Consider the following 15,315-nt stretch of genomic DNA (forward strand, 5'->3'; position numbering starts at 1 on the left):
CCCGTCAGGAACCGCGCCGGGGTGCGCACCACTCGAGGTCTCCCCCGTCGGCTGCCCGCCCAGGCCGGGACGGATCTACCAGCCCAGGCGGCGCCCCCTGTCGCGCCCGGCGTCACCGGGGCCTCTGACGTGACGGCACCGATGACGACCCTCCGTTCAGGCGAGCATCGGGCAGCGTCACCGGGGTGGCCACACCTCGCAGACCTTGCCGTCCTTGTCGCCGTCCAAGCGGTAGATGTCCCCGACCTTGGGGTACCAGTAGTCGTACCAGTCCTGCGCCTTCCGCTGGGAGGCGAAGTCCACGCAGTCCAGGTCGGCGGGGAACGGATAGCTGGGCTTCGGCCCGCACACCGTGCTGCCCGTATAGGTCTTGCCCCCGACCGCGACCTTGGACGTCGGACTGAGGAAGTCGCTGCCGACCGCCGCCTCGTACGGCTGGCAACCCTCCCGCGTCAGCAGCAACGGGGCGTCGTTGACGACCGCCGCCGGGGAGGCGGACAACGCGTCCGGGAAGTTCGTGCCAGGGGCGTAGAACACCGTCCTGGTCCCGCCCGGCCAGGCCTCCAGCGCCACCCGGCGGGCTGTGTCGTACCGGTCCGTCCCGGCGAGCCGGACGACCTGGGCACCGGGCAAAGCCCTGACCACCGCGTCCCTGACGTCAGCCGACAAGGCTGCTGTGCCACCGACCAGCACGACCCGGCTCGGCTGCCGCTCCACAAGGAATGCACGGGTCTCCTCCGGCAAACTCCCGGGCCTTGACAGAAGGACCGCCGCGCCGCGCCTGCCCGCCGCAGGACCAGCTGCCAGGGCGTCCGGGAACGCCTGGCCCGAGGCCAGGTACACCGTGTCCAAGGACTCGACCTGCGCGGCGACCGCCGCAGCCGTGCCGTACCTGTTCGCCCCGCCGACCCGCACGACCTGCGCCCCAGAGGCCGCCCGGATAGCAGCGACGGTCTCGACGCTGACCGCGGTCGGTCCACCCACCACCGTGACCGTCTCCGGCCGGAGACGTGCCAGCTCCGCGGCGACCACGCTCGGAAGGCTCCCCGGTCTGGTCAGCAGGATCGGTCCCTGGGCCAACCCAGCCACCGGCCCGGCGGCCAGCGCATCAGGGAAGTTCACCCCGGAGGCGACGAACACGTGCGGCACCGTCCCGGTGAACGTCGCCTCCGAGACCGCGACGCCCGTCGCGTACCGGTCCTCACCCGACCACTGCGACCACCCGGACCGCGTCACCGGCGTCACGTCGGCATGGACCACCGACGGCACCAGCCCGACCACAATGCACGCTGCCACGAAACTGGCCAACCAACGCATACCCATGCCCCGCTCTCCTGCTCGCCACGCCCTAGTGACGATCTATCGCGCACTGTACCCGAGCAGCCACCCCCTTCGGGGACCAACAGCAAGGCCTCGGTCGAGCAGGAGGCCTCACCTACCCAGCCTCGACCACGCAGGCAAATGCCGCGGTCGCCCGGACCGCCTCGAAGTTGTGGTCCGTGAAGAGCTGGCTCAAGGTTCGAGGCCCCGTGCATCATGCCCAGGGATCAGGTCGACACTCCACCGCCCCGGTGCTCCACGGACGACTCCCACTCACCACCCCTACCGCATCGGGGACTCTCACTCGACGCTGGAAGCGCCGACGTCCCGATCAGCACCGGGGCTGCTCACCGCCGAGGCGTCCTCCCACACGAGCAGTCCGCCGCCAGTCCGCAACGAGTCCGCAGCAGGATCGTTTCGTACCACCTCCAACCAACGCACCCACCAACCCGACACGGCTCTGACCAGCAGTTTCATGAACTACCGTCTCCTACCGTCAACCAGACGATCGTTGATCCAGAACTCCTCAACCGGTGACTGACGCGCGCTTCCGGCGAAATTGGCGTGCGGTAACGATGACGATCCGCCTCCTGCACAGCGACTCCTCGACTCATGGTCGCAATGGCTGCCGCCGACAATGGCTGCACCACCGGCCTGGCCGAACCGTTGATACTCACGACCTTCCACCAGTTCGCCGCGTCCAGGGTCACCCAGCGCCGCCGACGGTGCCGCTGGGCCGGGCTCGGACAACCGCTGCGCACTCACTCCGGCAGGCACTCAGCCGGCCCCATTGGGGCCGGCGCATCCGCGGGCGAGTCCTTGCCCTGGTCCTCATCACCGCCGGTGCCACCCTCGTCCTCGTCAGCGATGCCCCGGATGAGCCGGTAGACCTCCCGTCCCGTGAGCGCGTCATCGCCGCACCACGCCAACGCCTCCTGCGTGCTGAGCCCTGCTTCCTCGATCAAGAACCGCAGCGCCCGTCCTGCTCGTTGCTCGCAGTCGCTCACCATCGCGTCTCGCTCCGCCAGCGCCACGGCCACCGCCTCACCCCACTTCGCGAACCGCCGCTCGCGCTTCGCCTGCTCCCGACGCACCCTCGCCCGAGCCTGCCGAGCACGCGCCCGAGCCTGCTGTCTCACCAACTGATCCATGCGACTCTCCTTCAATCCAGGAAGAACTTCTGACACCCACCCAAAGCGGACGAACACTCCCAGGGGACTCACTGCCTGCGACCACCCCCTCGCCATCGCCAGGCCGAGCACGACCCACGCAGGCTCACCGACCCTGAGCCGATCGCGCCCCCGCGCAGGCTCACCGACGCCGAGCCTGACCGAAACCACCATGCTCATGTGCCACACACCTCTTGCATTGCCGGGCCAACCCGTGCGAGTGCTAACGGACGGGACTCGCACCCTTCGGTGTTTCCGCAGGCCAGGGGCGGGCACGTCCATGGGCCCGCGAGTGGGCTCCGGCCGCCTCCGGGGCGCGCTGCGGGCGTCGTCGCAGGTCGGCCGCGGGCACCGTTGCAACATCCCGTTAGAGGGGATAATCTCCCTTCTAACGGGATGTGAGGAGGTGGTGTCCCGTGGCAGCCGAAGACCCCCCGGCCCTCACCTCGGCACGTGACTTCCTCATCGCCGGCGTGGGATGGGTCCACCCGGAGGAGCGGGTGCTGGAGGCGATGCTGACGGGGTGGCGTCAGCAGATGCTGGCCCGGAACCTGTCCCGGGGGACGGTCGAGCCGCGGCTGCGGCAGGTCCGTGCATTGGTCGAGCACGCGAACGAGTACCCGTGGGCCTGGTCGCTGGCGACGGTGGATGAGTGGTTCGCCGACCTGCGCTCGGTCAAGGGGGTGGCCCGGTCCACGATCCGCAGCCTGCAGGTGAGCATCCGGCAGTTCTGCGAGTACCTCACCGACCCGGCCTACCAGTGGCCGGCCGTCTGCGAGCAGCACTTCGGAAGCCACCCGATCCAGCCGATCACCGAGGCGAACAGGGCCGCGCACGTCGCGGACTACGAGGGCTCCCCCGTGCGGCGGGCGTTCACCCGCACCGAGCTGGCGACCCTGTTCGAGCACGTCGACGCCCAGGCCTGCGCGCGCCAGGCAGAGGGCGTCAAGGGGTGGGCCACCGTCTTCCGGGACTCGGTCATGTTCAAGGTCGCCTACGGGTTCGGGACCCGCCGCAACGAGACCCGGATGCTGGACCTGGTCGACCTGTCGCCAAACCCGAAGGCGTCGGAGTTCGGGGACTACGGGGTGCTGGCCGTCCGGCACGGCAAGGCCCAGCGGGGCTCGGCGCCCAAGCGGCGCGGGGTGCTGGCCGTCCGGCACGGCAAGGCCCAGCGGGGCTCGGCGCCCAAGCGGCGCGGGGTGCTGACCGTGTGGCCCTGGACCGCCGACGTCCTGGCGCAGTGGGTCGAGCAGGTCCGCCCGATGATGGAGCATCACGACAGCCCCGCCCTGTTCCCCTCCGAGCGCGGCCCGCGGGTCTCGGCCAACGCGTTGAACCGGCGGCTGCGCGGGTACTGCGACGAGCTCGGGCTCGACCCCGCCCTGGGGTTCCACTCCTTCCGCCGCTCCTACGTGACGATCCTGTTCGAGCAGGACTGGGACCCCCGCTTCGTCCAGGACCAGGTCGGTCACGAGCACGCCTCGACCACCAGCCTGTACACGTGCGTGTCCTCCGACTTCCGCACCCGCACCCTGCGCCGGGTCCTGGACGCCACCGCCGCACAGATCCGCACCCCACCCACCGTTCAGGAGCATCCATGACCCAGCTGTGGAACGTGACCTACACCTGGCGGCTGCGCGAGCTGATGGCCCGCGACGGCATGCACGCCACCTCCGACATCATCGGCCCGCTGGCCGAGCACGGGATCACCCTGTCCACCTCCCAGGCCCACCGGCTGGTCACCGGTACCCCCGAACGGCTCAACCTGAGCGTCCTGGCCGCGTTGTGCCACATCCTGGCCGTCAGCCCGGACGAGCTCATCGACACCGACACCCAGCTCATCGGGTCCAGGCTGCGGGCGGTCGGCACCACCGGTGAGAAGCCGCGGCGCACCCCCAGGACGCCGGTCATCCGGCCCGTCCGCGCCCAGGTCCACCGGCCCGACGACCAGTTGTGAGCGACACCGGGCCGGCGGGCACAGCATGCTGCGCCAGGTGCCGCCGGTCCTTGCGCCCACCGGCCCCGCGCGGCACGCCCCGGCGGCGCGACCCCGACGGCGCGGTCGTCGCCGTCCGGTCCTGGCCCGAGGGCCCGGTCTGCTCCGGGTGCTTCGCGACCGCCTGCGAGACCTACGGCACCTGCCCCGGCTGCGGCACCCACCGGCTGCTGCCGGGGCGGGACACCAGGGGCCGGCCGGTCTGCACCGACTGCGCCGGCGGTCTGGGCGACTTCACCTGCAGCCGCTGCGGGAAGGAAGGGTGGAACCACTACCGGAAGGTCTGCGGCCGGTGCGTCCTGACCGACCGGCTCACCGATGCCCTGACCGACGACACCGGCCAGGTCAGCCCACCGCTGGTCCCGCTGCTGACCTACCTGGCCGCGATGCCCAGGCCCCGCACCGGGATCCTGTGGCTGACCAAGCCCCACACCCGCCGGCTCCTGGACGAGCTCGCCCACGGTCGCGTCCCGCTGACCCACCACGGCATGGACCAGCTGTCCCCGCCCAGGGCCGTCGCCCACCTACGCCACCTGCTCATCGCCGCCGGCGTCCTCACCCCGGTCGACGCGACGCTGAACCGCACCACCGTCTGGGCGGCCGACTACCTGGCCGACCTCACGAGCGAGGAGGAGCGCCGGGTCCTGCAACGCTACGACCGGTGGGTCCTGCACAGGCGCCTCGAGCACACGGCCCGCGCCGGCCCGCTGCTCCCCGGACGCGACACCAACCACCGCTACCAGCTCCGCCAGGCCCACGAGTTCCTGACCTGGGCACGCGCCCGGCCCGGTGGCCTGGACGGCCTGGCCCAGGCCGACCTCGACGCCTGGGCCACCACCGCGACCAGCGGCCAGCGCACCGCCGTCCGCGCCTTCCTGGCCTGGACCGCCAGGACCGGGCTGAGCCCGCAGGTCGAGGTGCCCCTGCCACTGCACCAGCAGGTGCCGCCCATCGGACAGGCCGAGCGGATCCGGTGGATCCGACGAGCCGTGCACGACCCGCAGGTCGACCCCGTCGACGCCGTCGTGATCCTCCTGCTCCTGCTGTACGCCCAGCCCGTCCCCACGATCAGCCGACTGAAGCTGACCGACCTGACCCTCGACCACGACGGCCGGCTCGCGATCAACCTCGGGGACCCGCCCGCCCCCGTGACCGCGCCCTTCGACCGTGTCTTCCTCGACTACCTCCAGCACGCCGTCCCCGTCACCACCGGCAACCCGCACAGCCTCTGGCTCTTCCCCGGACGCCACGCCACCCTGCCCCTGCACCCGAACAGCCTGCGGCTGCGCCTCCAGCACCTCGGGCTGGCCCCGGCCGCCGCCCGGATCGGCGCCCTGCGGCACCTCGCCGCGCAAGCACCACCGGCCATCATCAGCCAGATGCTCGGCTACGCCACCACCACCACCGAGCGCCGCAGCAAGGAGGCCGCCGCCACCTGGGCCAGATACGCAGCCAGCCGCGCCCAGTCCACCTGACCGACGGGCTCGGGCCCTGACCAACCAACGGCACGAGCGGACGCCGTCGCGTCCCTCGGCGGACGCTGCGGAAGCGAACCGATGATCGGACTCCTTGACGGTCTCCGTCGCACTCCTAGCGTTGTTACGGTCTAGATCGAGGCCGGTGGAAGGGAGCCGTGATGAAGCGCATGGGTGCGGGCCTCGCCTGTGTCGCTGCGCTCGTGCTCTCGGCGTGCGCGGCTGGGGGGAGTTCGCCGGACAGCTCGTTGTCGACCCACTCCCAGGGCGGCGGCGACCATGCACTCGCCAGCCCGGAGGGGCGACCATCCGGCGTCGTGGCCACAACCGCGCCAGCGGGTACGTTCTCGGTCAGCGTCCATGCCCCGAAGGCGCTCGAGGGTACCGGCGACGTCACCACCGCCGACGGACGCAGGGAGTACCTCGAGACCGTTGCGGGGTGGCTAGGGAGCAACGGCTTGCTCGTCGACCTATCGAGCTGGGCACAGGACGTGGACGCCGCCCAACGTGCTCTTTCCGAACGGAACACACTGACCGTCCTGCGTGCCGAGGTCGCGGGTCTCGTCAGCACTGCTGGAGGCAGGCACAGCCACTACCTCGCCCCCGGCGACTCCGGGTTCACCCCGGCCTTCCGGTTGCCTACGGTCACCACCGGACACGGAATCAGCCGCGTGGTCCTACCTGAGGGAGGTGGCGCGGACGTGGAGGCCTACACCCGCTACGCCCGCGCCGGACTCGATGCCATCCACCGGGTGAAGGAGAGCACCGACTGCGGCTGGGTGATCGACCTTCGGGACAACGGGGGCGGGACCTCGTGGTCCATGCTCGCCGCCGTCGCGCCGCTGCTGCCCGACGGTTCCCTCGGTGGCTTCCGTGAGCGCGACGGCACCCGTCTGGCTGTCGACCACGGACCCGGCTGGGTCTCTCAAGATGAAGACTTCCGCTTCGTCTACGACCCGCAGCTGGACGTGGACCAACCGGTAGCCGTGCTGATCGATCAACGCACCGCGAGTGCGGCCGAGGCCGTCACAACCGCGTTTCACGCCCAGCCCGACACCCAGATCATCGGCCAGAGAACCGCTGGACTGGCCACTGGCAACGTGTCTCAGGCCTTGGAGGACGGCGCACGCATCCTGCTGACGACCGCCTGGATGGTCGATGTCGAGGGCAACCGCTTCCCTGAAGGTATCCAGCCAGGGATCGTCGTTCCACCTCGCCTCGGCGACACAGACTCCGAAGACAACCCGATGGTCCAAGCTGGCGAAGAGTGGCTGCGCAGCGTCTGCTCTGATGACGAGTAGACCCCCTGGCCGAGGCTCTGCCGGCCTGCCCACTCGCACCCGTTGTTCACACCGGGCCACCAGTTAACCAGGCATTATCCACTTAAAGTTGACTCGCGCCCCTACCTGCGCCCCCTCCCCCACCGAGCCCGCTGAACGGGCGATTGGCGCACCAGAAAATCGCCCGCAGGTGAGTCCCTGAGGCTTGGTCCTCCGCTTATGTAGGTATGGCGGCGACCATCCACAAGCTGACCGCAGGGTCGGGGTATGACTACCTGACCCGTCAGGTCGCCCGGCAGGACGCCACCGAGGTCGGCCACTCCGGGCTGGGCAGCTACTACACCGCCAAGGGCGAGGCTCCCGGCGTCTGGGTCGGCTCCGGCATGACCGGGATCGCCGGCCTGGCCGTTGGCGATGAGGTCACCGCCGAGCACATGACCCGCCTGTTCGGCACGGGCGAGCACCCGCTGGGTGATGCGTCGGGTTACAGCCTGGGTCGGCCCTTCCGGGTGTACGGCGGACGCGACGACGTGACCCCGTACCGCATCGAGGTGGCGCGCCGGTGCGAGAAGCACAACAAGGCTCTCGGGCTGCCGGCGGACCACCCCATCCCCGTGGATGACCGCGCGAGCATCCGCACCCAGGTCGCCCTGGAGATGTTCCGCACCGAGCACGGCCGTGAGCCTTTCGACGACCGGGAGCTGGCCGGGCTCATCGCCAGGCAGTCGCGGCCGCGGACCACCGCCGTCGCCGGGTTCGACCTGACCTTCTCCCCCGTGAAGTCGGTCTCCACCCTGTGGGCCGTGGCCGACCGTCCCCTGGGCAAGCAGATCGAGGCCGCCCACCAGGCCGCGGTCCGCGACGCCCTGGCCTACATCGAGAAGCACGCCCTGTTCACCCGCACCGGCAAGGACGGCGTGCAGCAGGTGGACGTGCGCGGCATGGTCGCCACGGCGTTCACCCACCGCGACTCCCGCGCCGGGGACCCGGACCTGCACACCCACGTCGCGGTGGCCAACAAGGTCCAGACAGTCACCGACGGGCGTTGGTTGTCGATCGACGGGCGGGTCCTGTTCAAGGCGGTCGTGTCCGCCTCCGAGGTCTACAACACGGCCCTGGAGAAGCACCTGCGCCCCCTGGGCCTCGCCTTCGCCCCCAGGACGCAGGCTACGGGACCGGAGGCCCGCAAGCGGCCGGTGCGCGAGGTCGTCGGTGTCGACGACCGGCTCAACCAGGCGTGGTCGACCCGGCGGGCGAGCATCCAGGCGCGGCGCAGCGAGCTGGCCCGGGCGTTCCAGGACCGGCACGGTCGGCCGCCGACCCCGGTGGAGTCGATCCAGCTCGCTCAGCAGGCCACCCTGGAGACCCGCGAGGCCAAGCACGAACCCCGCTCCGAGGCGCAGCAGCGGCAGACGTGGCGGGCCGAGGCCCTGTCCGTCCTCGGTGACCAGGACGCGCTGGACTCGATGGTGGACGCGGCCCTGACCGGCGCCCGCACGCACGGGTTCGGTGAGCGGGTCGACGGGCAGTGGGTCGAGCGGAGCGCGGCGCGCGTGGTGGGCACCGTGCAAGGGTCCCGGTCGACGTGGCAGGTGTGGCACGTGCGCGCCGAGGCCCAGCGTCGTGTCCGCGCCGCGGACGTCCCGGCCGAGCAGGTCGAGGACCTGGTCGAGCAGCTCACTCAGGCGGCGCTGGCAGGCAGCAGGGCCATGACCTCGGCCAGGGCGGACACGATCAGCGAGCCTCAGCCGCTGCGTCGGACCGACGGGACCAGCGTCTACACCGTCACAGGATCGCAGCTGTTCACCTCTACCGCGGTCGTGGAGGCCGAGGAGCGGCTGGTCGCTGCCGCCGGCGTCATGGACGGGCGGCGCGCGTGCGAGCAGGACGTGGACTTGGCCCTGCTGGAGTCGGTCGCCAACGGCGTCGAGCTCAACGCCGGGCAGGCTGCCCTGGTCAAGGGCATGGCGACCTCCGGGGCGCGGGTGCAGCTGGCGATCGCCCCCGCCGGGTCCGGGAAGACGACCGCCCTGCGGGCCCTGGCGCGAGCGTGGGAGTCCTCCGGCGGCACCGTCGTCGGGCTGGCCCCGTCCGCGGCGGCCGCCGCGGTGCTGCGGGAGAACGCCGACACCCAGGCCGACACCCTGGCCAAGCTGGTCTGGCACCTGGAGCACGACCCCGAGCAGCTCCCCGCTTGGGCTCAGGGCATCGACGAGGCGACCCTGGTGGTCATCGACGAGGCCGGGATGGTCGACACCCTGTCCCTGGACAAGGCGGTGGCCTTCATCACCTCCCGGGGCGCGTCGGTACGGCTGGTCGGGGACGACCAGCAACTGGCCGCAGTCGGCGCCGGCGGGGTGCTGCGCGACATCCGCGCCACCCACGGCGCCCTGCACCTGACCGAGCTGATGCGCTTCACCGGGGCCGCCGAGGGTGGCGCCTCCCTGGAGCTGCGCGACGGACGCCCCTCCGCCCTGGGCTTCTACCTCGACGCCGGCCGGGTGCACGTCGGAGACCTGGCCACCATGACGGAAGAAGTCTTCGGTGCCTGGTCCGCCGACCGGGCCCGCGGCAAGGACGCGATCATGCTCGCCCCCACCCGGGAGCTCGTCGCCGAGCTCAACCAACGTGCCCGCGACCACCGCCTGGAGGGAGCCCCCCGACCCGCCGACGAGGTCGCCCTGTCCGACGGCAACCACGCCTCGGTCGGGGACACCGTCATCACCCGCCGCAACGACCGCCGCCTCCAGACCGCCCCGACCGACTGGGTCAAGAACGGTGACCGGTGGACCGTGCTGGACACCACCGGCGCCGGGGCTCTGGTCGTGGCTCACACCCGCACCCACCGCAAGATCGCCCTGCCGGCCGACTACGTACTGGAGTCGGTGGAGCTGGGGTACGCCTCCACCGTGCACACCGCCCAGGGCGTCTCGGTCGACGTGACCCACGGACTGGCCACCGGGGCCGAGTCCCGCCAGCAGCTCTACACGATGATGACCCGCGGCCGGGACGCCAACCACGTCTACCTGCAGGTCGTCGGCACAGGCGACGAGCACGACGCGACCAAGCCGGGTACGGTCAGCCCGCGCACCGCCACCGACCTGCTCGAGGCCATCCTGGCCCGGGACGAGGCACCCGCCTCGGCGTCCACCCTGCTGCGCGAGGCCGACGACCCGGCCCTCCTGCTCGGGCAGGCGTCCGCCCGGTACGTCGACGCGCTCTACACCGCCGCCGCCACCACGGTCGGCACCCAGCGCCTCCAGCGCCTCGACGAAGCCGCCGAGCACCTGGTCCCCGGCATGAGCGACGCGCCGGCGTGGCCGACCCTGCGGGCACACCTGACCCTCATGGCCGCAGGCGGGCAGAACCCGATACCGGTGCTGCGTGATGCAGTGACTGCGCGGGAGGTCGACACCGCCGCCGACCCCGCCGCCGTCCTCGACTGGCGCCTGGACGACACCGGGATGCGCAACACCACCCCCGGGCCGCTGCCGTGGATCCCCGGCATCCCCGCCCCCCTGACCGACGACCAGACCTGGGGGCCCTACCTGGCCGCCCGCGCCCAGCGCATCACCGACCTCGCCCAGGACGTCGCCGAGCACGCGGTCACCGCCGCCACCCCCCAGTGGGCCGCACAGGGCACCGCTCGCCCGGCCGACGACGTGCTCGCAGCTGTCGCCGTCTGGCGGGCCGCGAACCAGGTCGACCCCGCCGACCTGCGCCCCACCGGCCCGGCCCACGCCTCCAAGGCCGCAGCGACCTACCAGCGCCAGCTGGCCTCCAAGATCCAGGGCGACCGCTCCCCCGCACTGGCCGAGTGGGGACCGCTGCTGGCCCAGGTCGCCCCGGGGACGGTCAAGGACCCCTTCGCCGCCGTCCTGGCCGAGCGGCTGGCCGCCGCCACCCGGGCCGGGATCGGCGCCGCCGCCCTGGTCCGGGACGCCGCCGGCACCAAGGCCCTGCCGGACGACCACGCCGCGGCCGCGCTCTGGTGGCGCGTCGCGCAGCACCTGACCCCGGCCGTGGACAACACCGCCGGGCCCGACCAGCTCCTGTCCACCGCGTGGGTGCCGACCCTGACCAGCAAGCTCGGGGACGACCGGGCCCGGGCGATGCAGAACAGCCCCTGGTGGCCGGCGCTGGTCACCACCGTCGACCGCGCCCTGCAGCGCGGCTGGGCCCTGGACGACCTCGCCGCCACCGCCCCCGCACCCGGGTCCGACGTCGACGACGCCGCGGCCATGACCTGGACCATCAGCACCCTCCTGGACGACCCGACCCACCTGCACCAGAGCGTCGCTCCTCAGCAGGAGGACCTCGACGTTGCCGCGGCTGCCCTCGACCCGGACCCGGTCTCGGTGCAGGCCACCGACGCCGAGTACCGCCAGTACCTCGACATCATCACTGCCGCTGTCCCTTCCAGCGGCCCCGTCGACCAGCAGGACGACCTGGACGCTGCGGGAGTCGATGCCTCCTTGGCCTGGGCCGGTCAGTACCGCCGGCTCATGGGGCCGCTGGACCCGACCCAGGCCGACCTGGACCGGGCCTACGACCGCGCTGTGCAGGCGCAGGAGTCGCCCGTGCCCGTGAAGCGGCTGGTCCAGGTCAACGCGATGGCGCTGCGCTACTACGAGGAGCAGCTGACCGCCGGCGGCTGGGCCCGCGCATACCTGGCCGACCGGTTCGGCCAGGACGTCGCCGGCCACCCGCACGTCCGCCCCGGGTACGCCCCGGCCGGGTGGACCCGGCTGGCCGACCACCTTCGCAGCCAAGGCGTCAGCGACACCGAGCTACAGACCACCGGGCTGGCCACCACCACCAAGGACGGCCGGCTCATCGACCGGTTCCGCGACCGGGTCGTCTTCCCCATCACCGACCAGGACGGTGATGTTCTCGGGTTCGTCGGCCGCCGCAACCCTTCCGTCGACGAGGACGCCCCGCACGCCGGTCCCAAGTACCTCAATACCCCCACCACCCCCCTGTACTCCAAGGGCCACCAGCTCTACGGCACCGACGCTGGCCTCATGGCGACCGGGGCCACCCCCGTCCTCGTCGAGGGCCCGATGGACGCCCACGCCATCACCCTGGCCACCCGCGGCATGTACGTCGGCCTCGCTCCGCTGGGCACCGCCCTCACCGAAGACCAGGCCGCGCAGCTGGCCCAGCTCGGCGGCCCGGTCATCATGGCCACCGACGCCGACCTGGCCGGCCGCATGGCCGCCGAACGTGCCCACTGGCTCCTCGCCCAGCACAACGTCCCCACCTTCACCGCACCCCTGCCGCAAGGAACCGACCCCGCAGACATGCTCCACGACCAGGGCGCCGACGCACTGACCGGCGCGATCCTGGGCTCCTCCCCCCTGGCAGAGGTCCTGATGGAAGAGCGGCTGACCCACCTGCCCGTCGACGAGGCGCTCGAGCCGGCGGCGCGGGCCCTAGCCACCGCCGACCCGTCCAGCTGGGACCGCGCCTGCACGCAGATCGCCGGCCGGCTCGGCACCGACGAAGACACGGCCCGCCGGGCTCTGCACCACGCCGTCCACACCTGGCACGACGACCCCCACGCGGTGGTCACCCAGCAGCTGGACAACACCCGCGAGCTCCGCGCCCGTCTGGAGGCAGCCGCCCGGCCGGCCCCCGAACAGCGCTGGACTTCCCTCGCCGACCGGCTCGACCCACGCCTCACCGCCCAGGAGGACTGGCCGGCACTGGCTACCACCATGCAGCAACTGCACGACGAAGGCCACGACGTCGAGACCCTGGCCCGGGCCAGCATCACCCACGAGCCACTCGTGTCCTCCCGCCCCGCGCAGGCGCTGCGCGCCCGCCTCGCCGCCACCAGCACCTCCACCGTGCCTGACCCCCGCCACGTGCCCGCCAACAACTGGCAGCCACGACGAGACGAAGACGACCGCATCCTCACCCACGGACCAGACCGCTCCGGGGGCGTACCGCGGTGAGCAAGAGAAACCCATCACCCAGAAGGAGTCAGGTCATGACCGTCCCCGCACCCGAGCTCAGGGCATGGGCCCAAGGCGACTACCCCACCGAAGCAGCCGTCGAGCTGCTCATCCGCGCCAAGGGCGGACGCTTCGCCCGCGAGACACAACCATGGATCCAGCGCCCCTGGCCCTCCTCCTCACTGCGTTGCGTCGACTGGGACCGGCTGCACCACGAGCTGAGCGTCTTCTCCGGCGGCGAACGAAGGCTCCTCAACATCGCCGTCTCGATGGGCTCGCCCGACCACCCGGTCGACCTGTCCAACGACCTCTCCGGCCTGGACGACGAACTCCTCCTTCTGGTCCTGGCCGCCACCGCGCACGCGGCCGGCCGACCACGACTGCTGTCCCCCGCCACAGCCGTCCCCGACCGCGCCCAAGCCAGGCCAGCCACCCACAACATCACCCCGGGCCAACGAACACAGCCACACCCACGGCCCGAAGACGAACAACGGGCAGCGCAGGTCCCAGGCCGGAACGAAGGCCCGAAGCCCTGAGCGATTTCCACACCTGACACGCTCCCCCGTCGAGGTGCGTGACAGTACCCTCACGCCGAGAGTCGGTCGGAGTGGATCCGTCACGCTACTACCGCATGGAGGACGGCTACGCTCGCCCGACTTTGCCGCGGATAGGGCGGACGTTCGTGCCGAAGAGCGCGCCGCGCCGGATGCGCGTGATAGGAATCTCGCGTGGCATGCGAGACCGGACGTTCGACCACCGCCGACCCGTCTTTGGTGACTGATCGCGACAGCTTTGGGGACTTCCTGGAGGTCGTTCTCGGAGATCTTCGACTGGGCGGGGGTGAGTCGGAGTGGGAGAACTCGAGCCTCGACCGCTTCTTGGAGGCACTCGCATCGTTCGCCGAAGACCGCGTGATCGGTCGGGCGGATCAGGAGCACGCCAGCTGGAAGCTGTTCGCCGAGATGGTTGTGGCAGCCACAGGCTACGAGTGACGCGCACTCATCTGCCGCCTGTCGGTTGACCGGTTTACGGCCAAGAGTGTTCCGCGGAACACTCCCCGCCCCTGCGGTGGGTTGCTCTTGCGCACCCCGCCCCGCTCTCGGCGTCCGACGCTAGGGTCAGGGCCAGGAAGGGTGGCGCCATGAGCTGGGACGACCTGATCGAGATGTTCAACCCTGGCCATAAGCATCTGGCCGAAGAGCGTGAGCGGAAGCGGATCGAGGCTCAACTGCCCGGTTCGGAGGCCGATTACGATCCTCATGCTGCTGGGGTGGATCTCGAGCGCGGGATCATCTTCTTGCCAAAGGGCGAAGACGACGCCGAGGAAGAGGCTTCCCCGTAACCGCTGTCGCGATCGTTGCAGCCACCCCCGCAGCCGGCCGTCCATCCGGTTATGCCGCTCCGGGGGCGGCGCTCCGGAAGTTGGGGTCCTTGTAGACGTAGGTTCGGAGGATGGCATACGACGCGGTAGCCGAGAGTCGTCGGCTCGTCGCATCTCGTGAGCTCACGCCGGCGACGAGGTTGAGCCGACGCCGACGCTACGTCCCCATGGCCGTGGCTGTCGCCGATGACATCGCGGTCACGATGTTCGCTCGCCGCAGCGTCGGGTGCAACGTCGCGGAGACCTGGGTCCTGGCCCGGCACGGACACGAATGGGCGATGCTGGGAGGTGGCGGTGGACCACTGGATGACGACGCCCTCGACTACCGACCTGCAGTGCTGCCTTCGCTGCCGAGCGGGCACCCCGAGGCCGACGCCGGGTCCGTGAGGACAGAGGGCGCCGGTGGCGTCCTGGACAGCGGCGTGAGGAGGCTTTGGCCTGGCCGTGGGAGATGGATCAATTACTGCATCCTCCGGGTCAACGCGGAAGTCGCCCACCCTGTTGTCGATGAGCGTCGCATTGCGGTTCCGTGGCACGGTCGATGTCTCGTCGGGTGGATTGGACGAAGACCCAAGGGGCTAGCCGTCCTGGCCCATGACGGCAGGCAGCTGGAGCACGTGGCTCCGATGCCCGCCTTGAGAACCCGTCCGCTCATGCCGCCAGGAGGACGACCACCTTCAGAAGTCCCTGCGTGCTCGCCAGGCCAGTGCCGTCAGCACGGCAGTCGTGGG

Annotated in this window: 10 protein-coding genes; 8 read left to right on the forward strand and 2 right to left on the reverse strand. The window is 71.3% G+C overall.

All coding sequences use genetic code 11. The annotated features are described in order from the left end of the window. Positions 1-177 precede the first annotated feature (177 nt). Positions 178-1,296: a cell wall-binding repeat-containing protein gene (locus DV701_RS07455; RefSeq protein ID WP_162802889.1), complete on the reverse strand. Its 1,119-nt coding sequence runs from the start codon at positions 1,294-1,296 to the stop codon at positions 178-180. Positions 1,297-2,081: 785 nt separating this feature from the next. Then, on the reverse strand, positions 2,082-2,414 hold the full coding sequence (locus tag DV701_RS18190; protein ID WP_162802890.1) for a hypothetical protein: 333 nt from the start codon (positions 2,412-2,414) through the stop codon (positions 2,082-2,084). Between the two features lie 491 nt (positions 2,415-2,905). Here DV701_RS18190 and DV701_RS07465 point away from each other — a divergent pair, with 491 nt between their 5' ends. The 8 genes from DV701_RS07465 to DV701_RS07500 all read left to right on the forward strand — a co-directional run bounded on the left by DV701_RS07465 (position 2,906) and on the right by DV701_RS07500 (position 14,545). Continuing rightward, complete coding sequence (locus tag DV701_RS07465; protein ID WP_228255272.1) at positions 2,906-4,093, forward strand: tyrosine-type recombinase/integrase; 1,188 nt, start codon at positions 2,906-2,908, stop codon at positions 4,091-4,093. Continuing rightward, a complete protein-coding gene (locus DV701_RS07470) occupies positions 4,090-4,449 on the forward strand; it encodes a helix-turn-helix domain-containing protein (protein WP_114927750.1) in 360 nt (119 codons plus the stop codon). Before DV701_RS07465 ends, DV701_RS07470 begins: the two co-directional genes overlap by 4 nt. Positions 4,450-4,499: 50 nt before the next feature. Next, entirely contained in the window at positions 4,500-5,963 is a 1,464-nt protein-coding gene (locus tag DV701_RS07475; protein ID WP_114927751.1) for a hypothetical protein, read from the forward strand. 317 nt (positions 5,964-6,280) lie between these two features. Beyond that, positions 6,281-7,264 (forward strand): S41 family peptidase, encoded by a 984-nt coding sequence (locus tag DV701_RS07480; protein ID WP_162802891.1) that lies wholly within the window; start codon positions 6,281-6,283, stop codon positions 7,262-7,264. 206 nt (positions 7,265-7,470) lie between these two features. Next, positions 7,471-13,203 (forward strand): MobF family relaxase, encoded by a 5,733-nt coding sequence (gene mobF / locus DV701_RS07485; RefSeq protein WP_114927753.1) that lies wholly within the window; start codon positions 7,471-7,473, stop codon positions 13,201-13,203. A gap of 35 nt (positions 13,204-13,238) precedes the next feature. Then, positions 13,239-13,739, forward strand: coding sequence for a hypothetical protein (locus DV701_RS07490; RefSeq protein ID WP_114927754.1), 501 nt, complete (start codon positions 13,239-13,241; stop codon positions 13,737-13,739). Between the two features lie 192 nt (positions 13,740-13,931). Next, positions 13,932-14,195 (forward strand): DUF7660 family protein, encoded by a 264-nt coding sequence (locus DV701_RS07495; protein ID WP_114927755.1) that lies wholly within the window; start codon positions 13,932-13,934, stop codon positions 14,193-14,195. Between the two features lie 149 nt (positions 14,196-14,344). Beyond that, on the forward strand, positions 14,345-14,545 hold the full coding sequence (locus DV701_RS07500; protein WP_114927756.1) for a DUF6191 domain-containing protein: 201 nt from the start codon (positions 14,345-14,347) through the stop codon (positions 14,543-14,545). Positions 14,546-15,315: the final 770 nt, after the last annotated feature.

The organism is Ornithinimicrobium avium (assembly GCF_003351765.1).
In the GTDB taxonomy this organism is placed as follows: domain Bacteria; phylum Actinomycetota; class Actinomycetes; order Actinomycetales; family Dermatophilaceae; genus Ornithinicoccus; species Ornithinicoccus avius.

Coding starts and splice junctions, on each gene's coding strand:
- DV701_RS07470 (WP_114927750.1), top strand. CDS start 4,090: ATGACCCAGCTGTGGAACGTGACCTACACCTGGCGGCTGCGCGAGCTG.
- DV701_RS07490 (WP_114927754.1), top strand. CDS start 13,239: ATGACCGTCCCCGCACCCGAGCTCAGGGCATGGGCCCAAGGCGACTAC.
- mobF (WP_114927753.1), top strand. CDS start 7,471: ATGGCGGCGACCATCCACAAGCTGACCGCAGGGTCGGGGTATGACTAC.
- DV701_RS07500 (WP_114927756.1), top strand. CDS start 14,345: ATGAGCTGGGACGACCTGATCGAGATGTTCAACCCTGGCCATAAGCAT.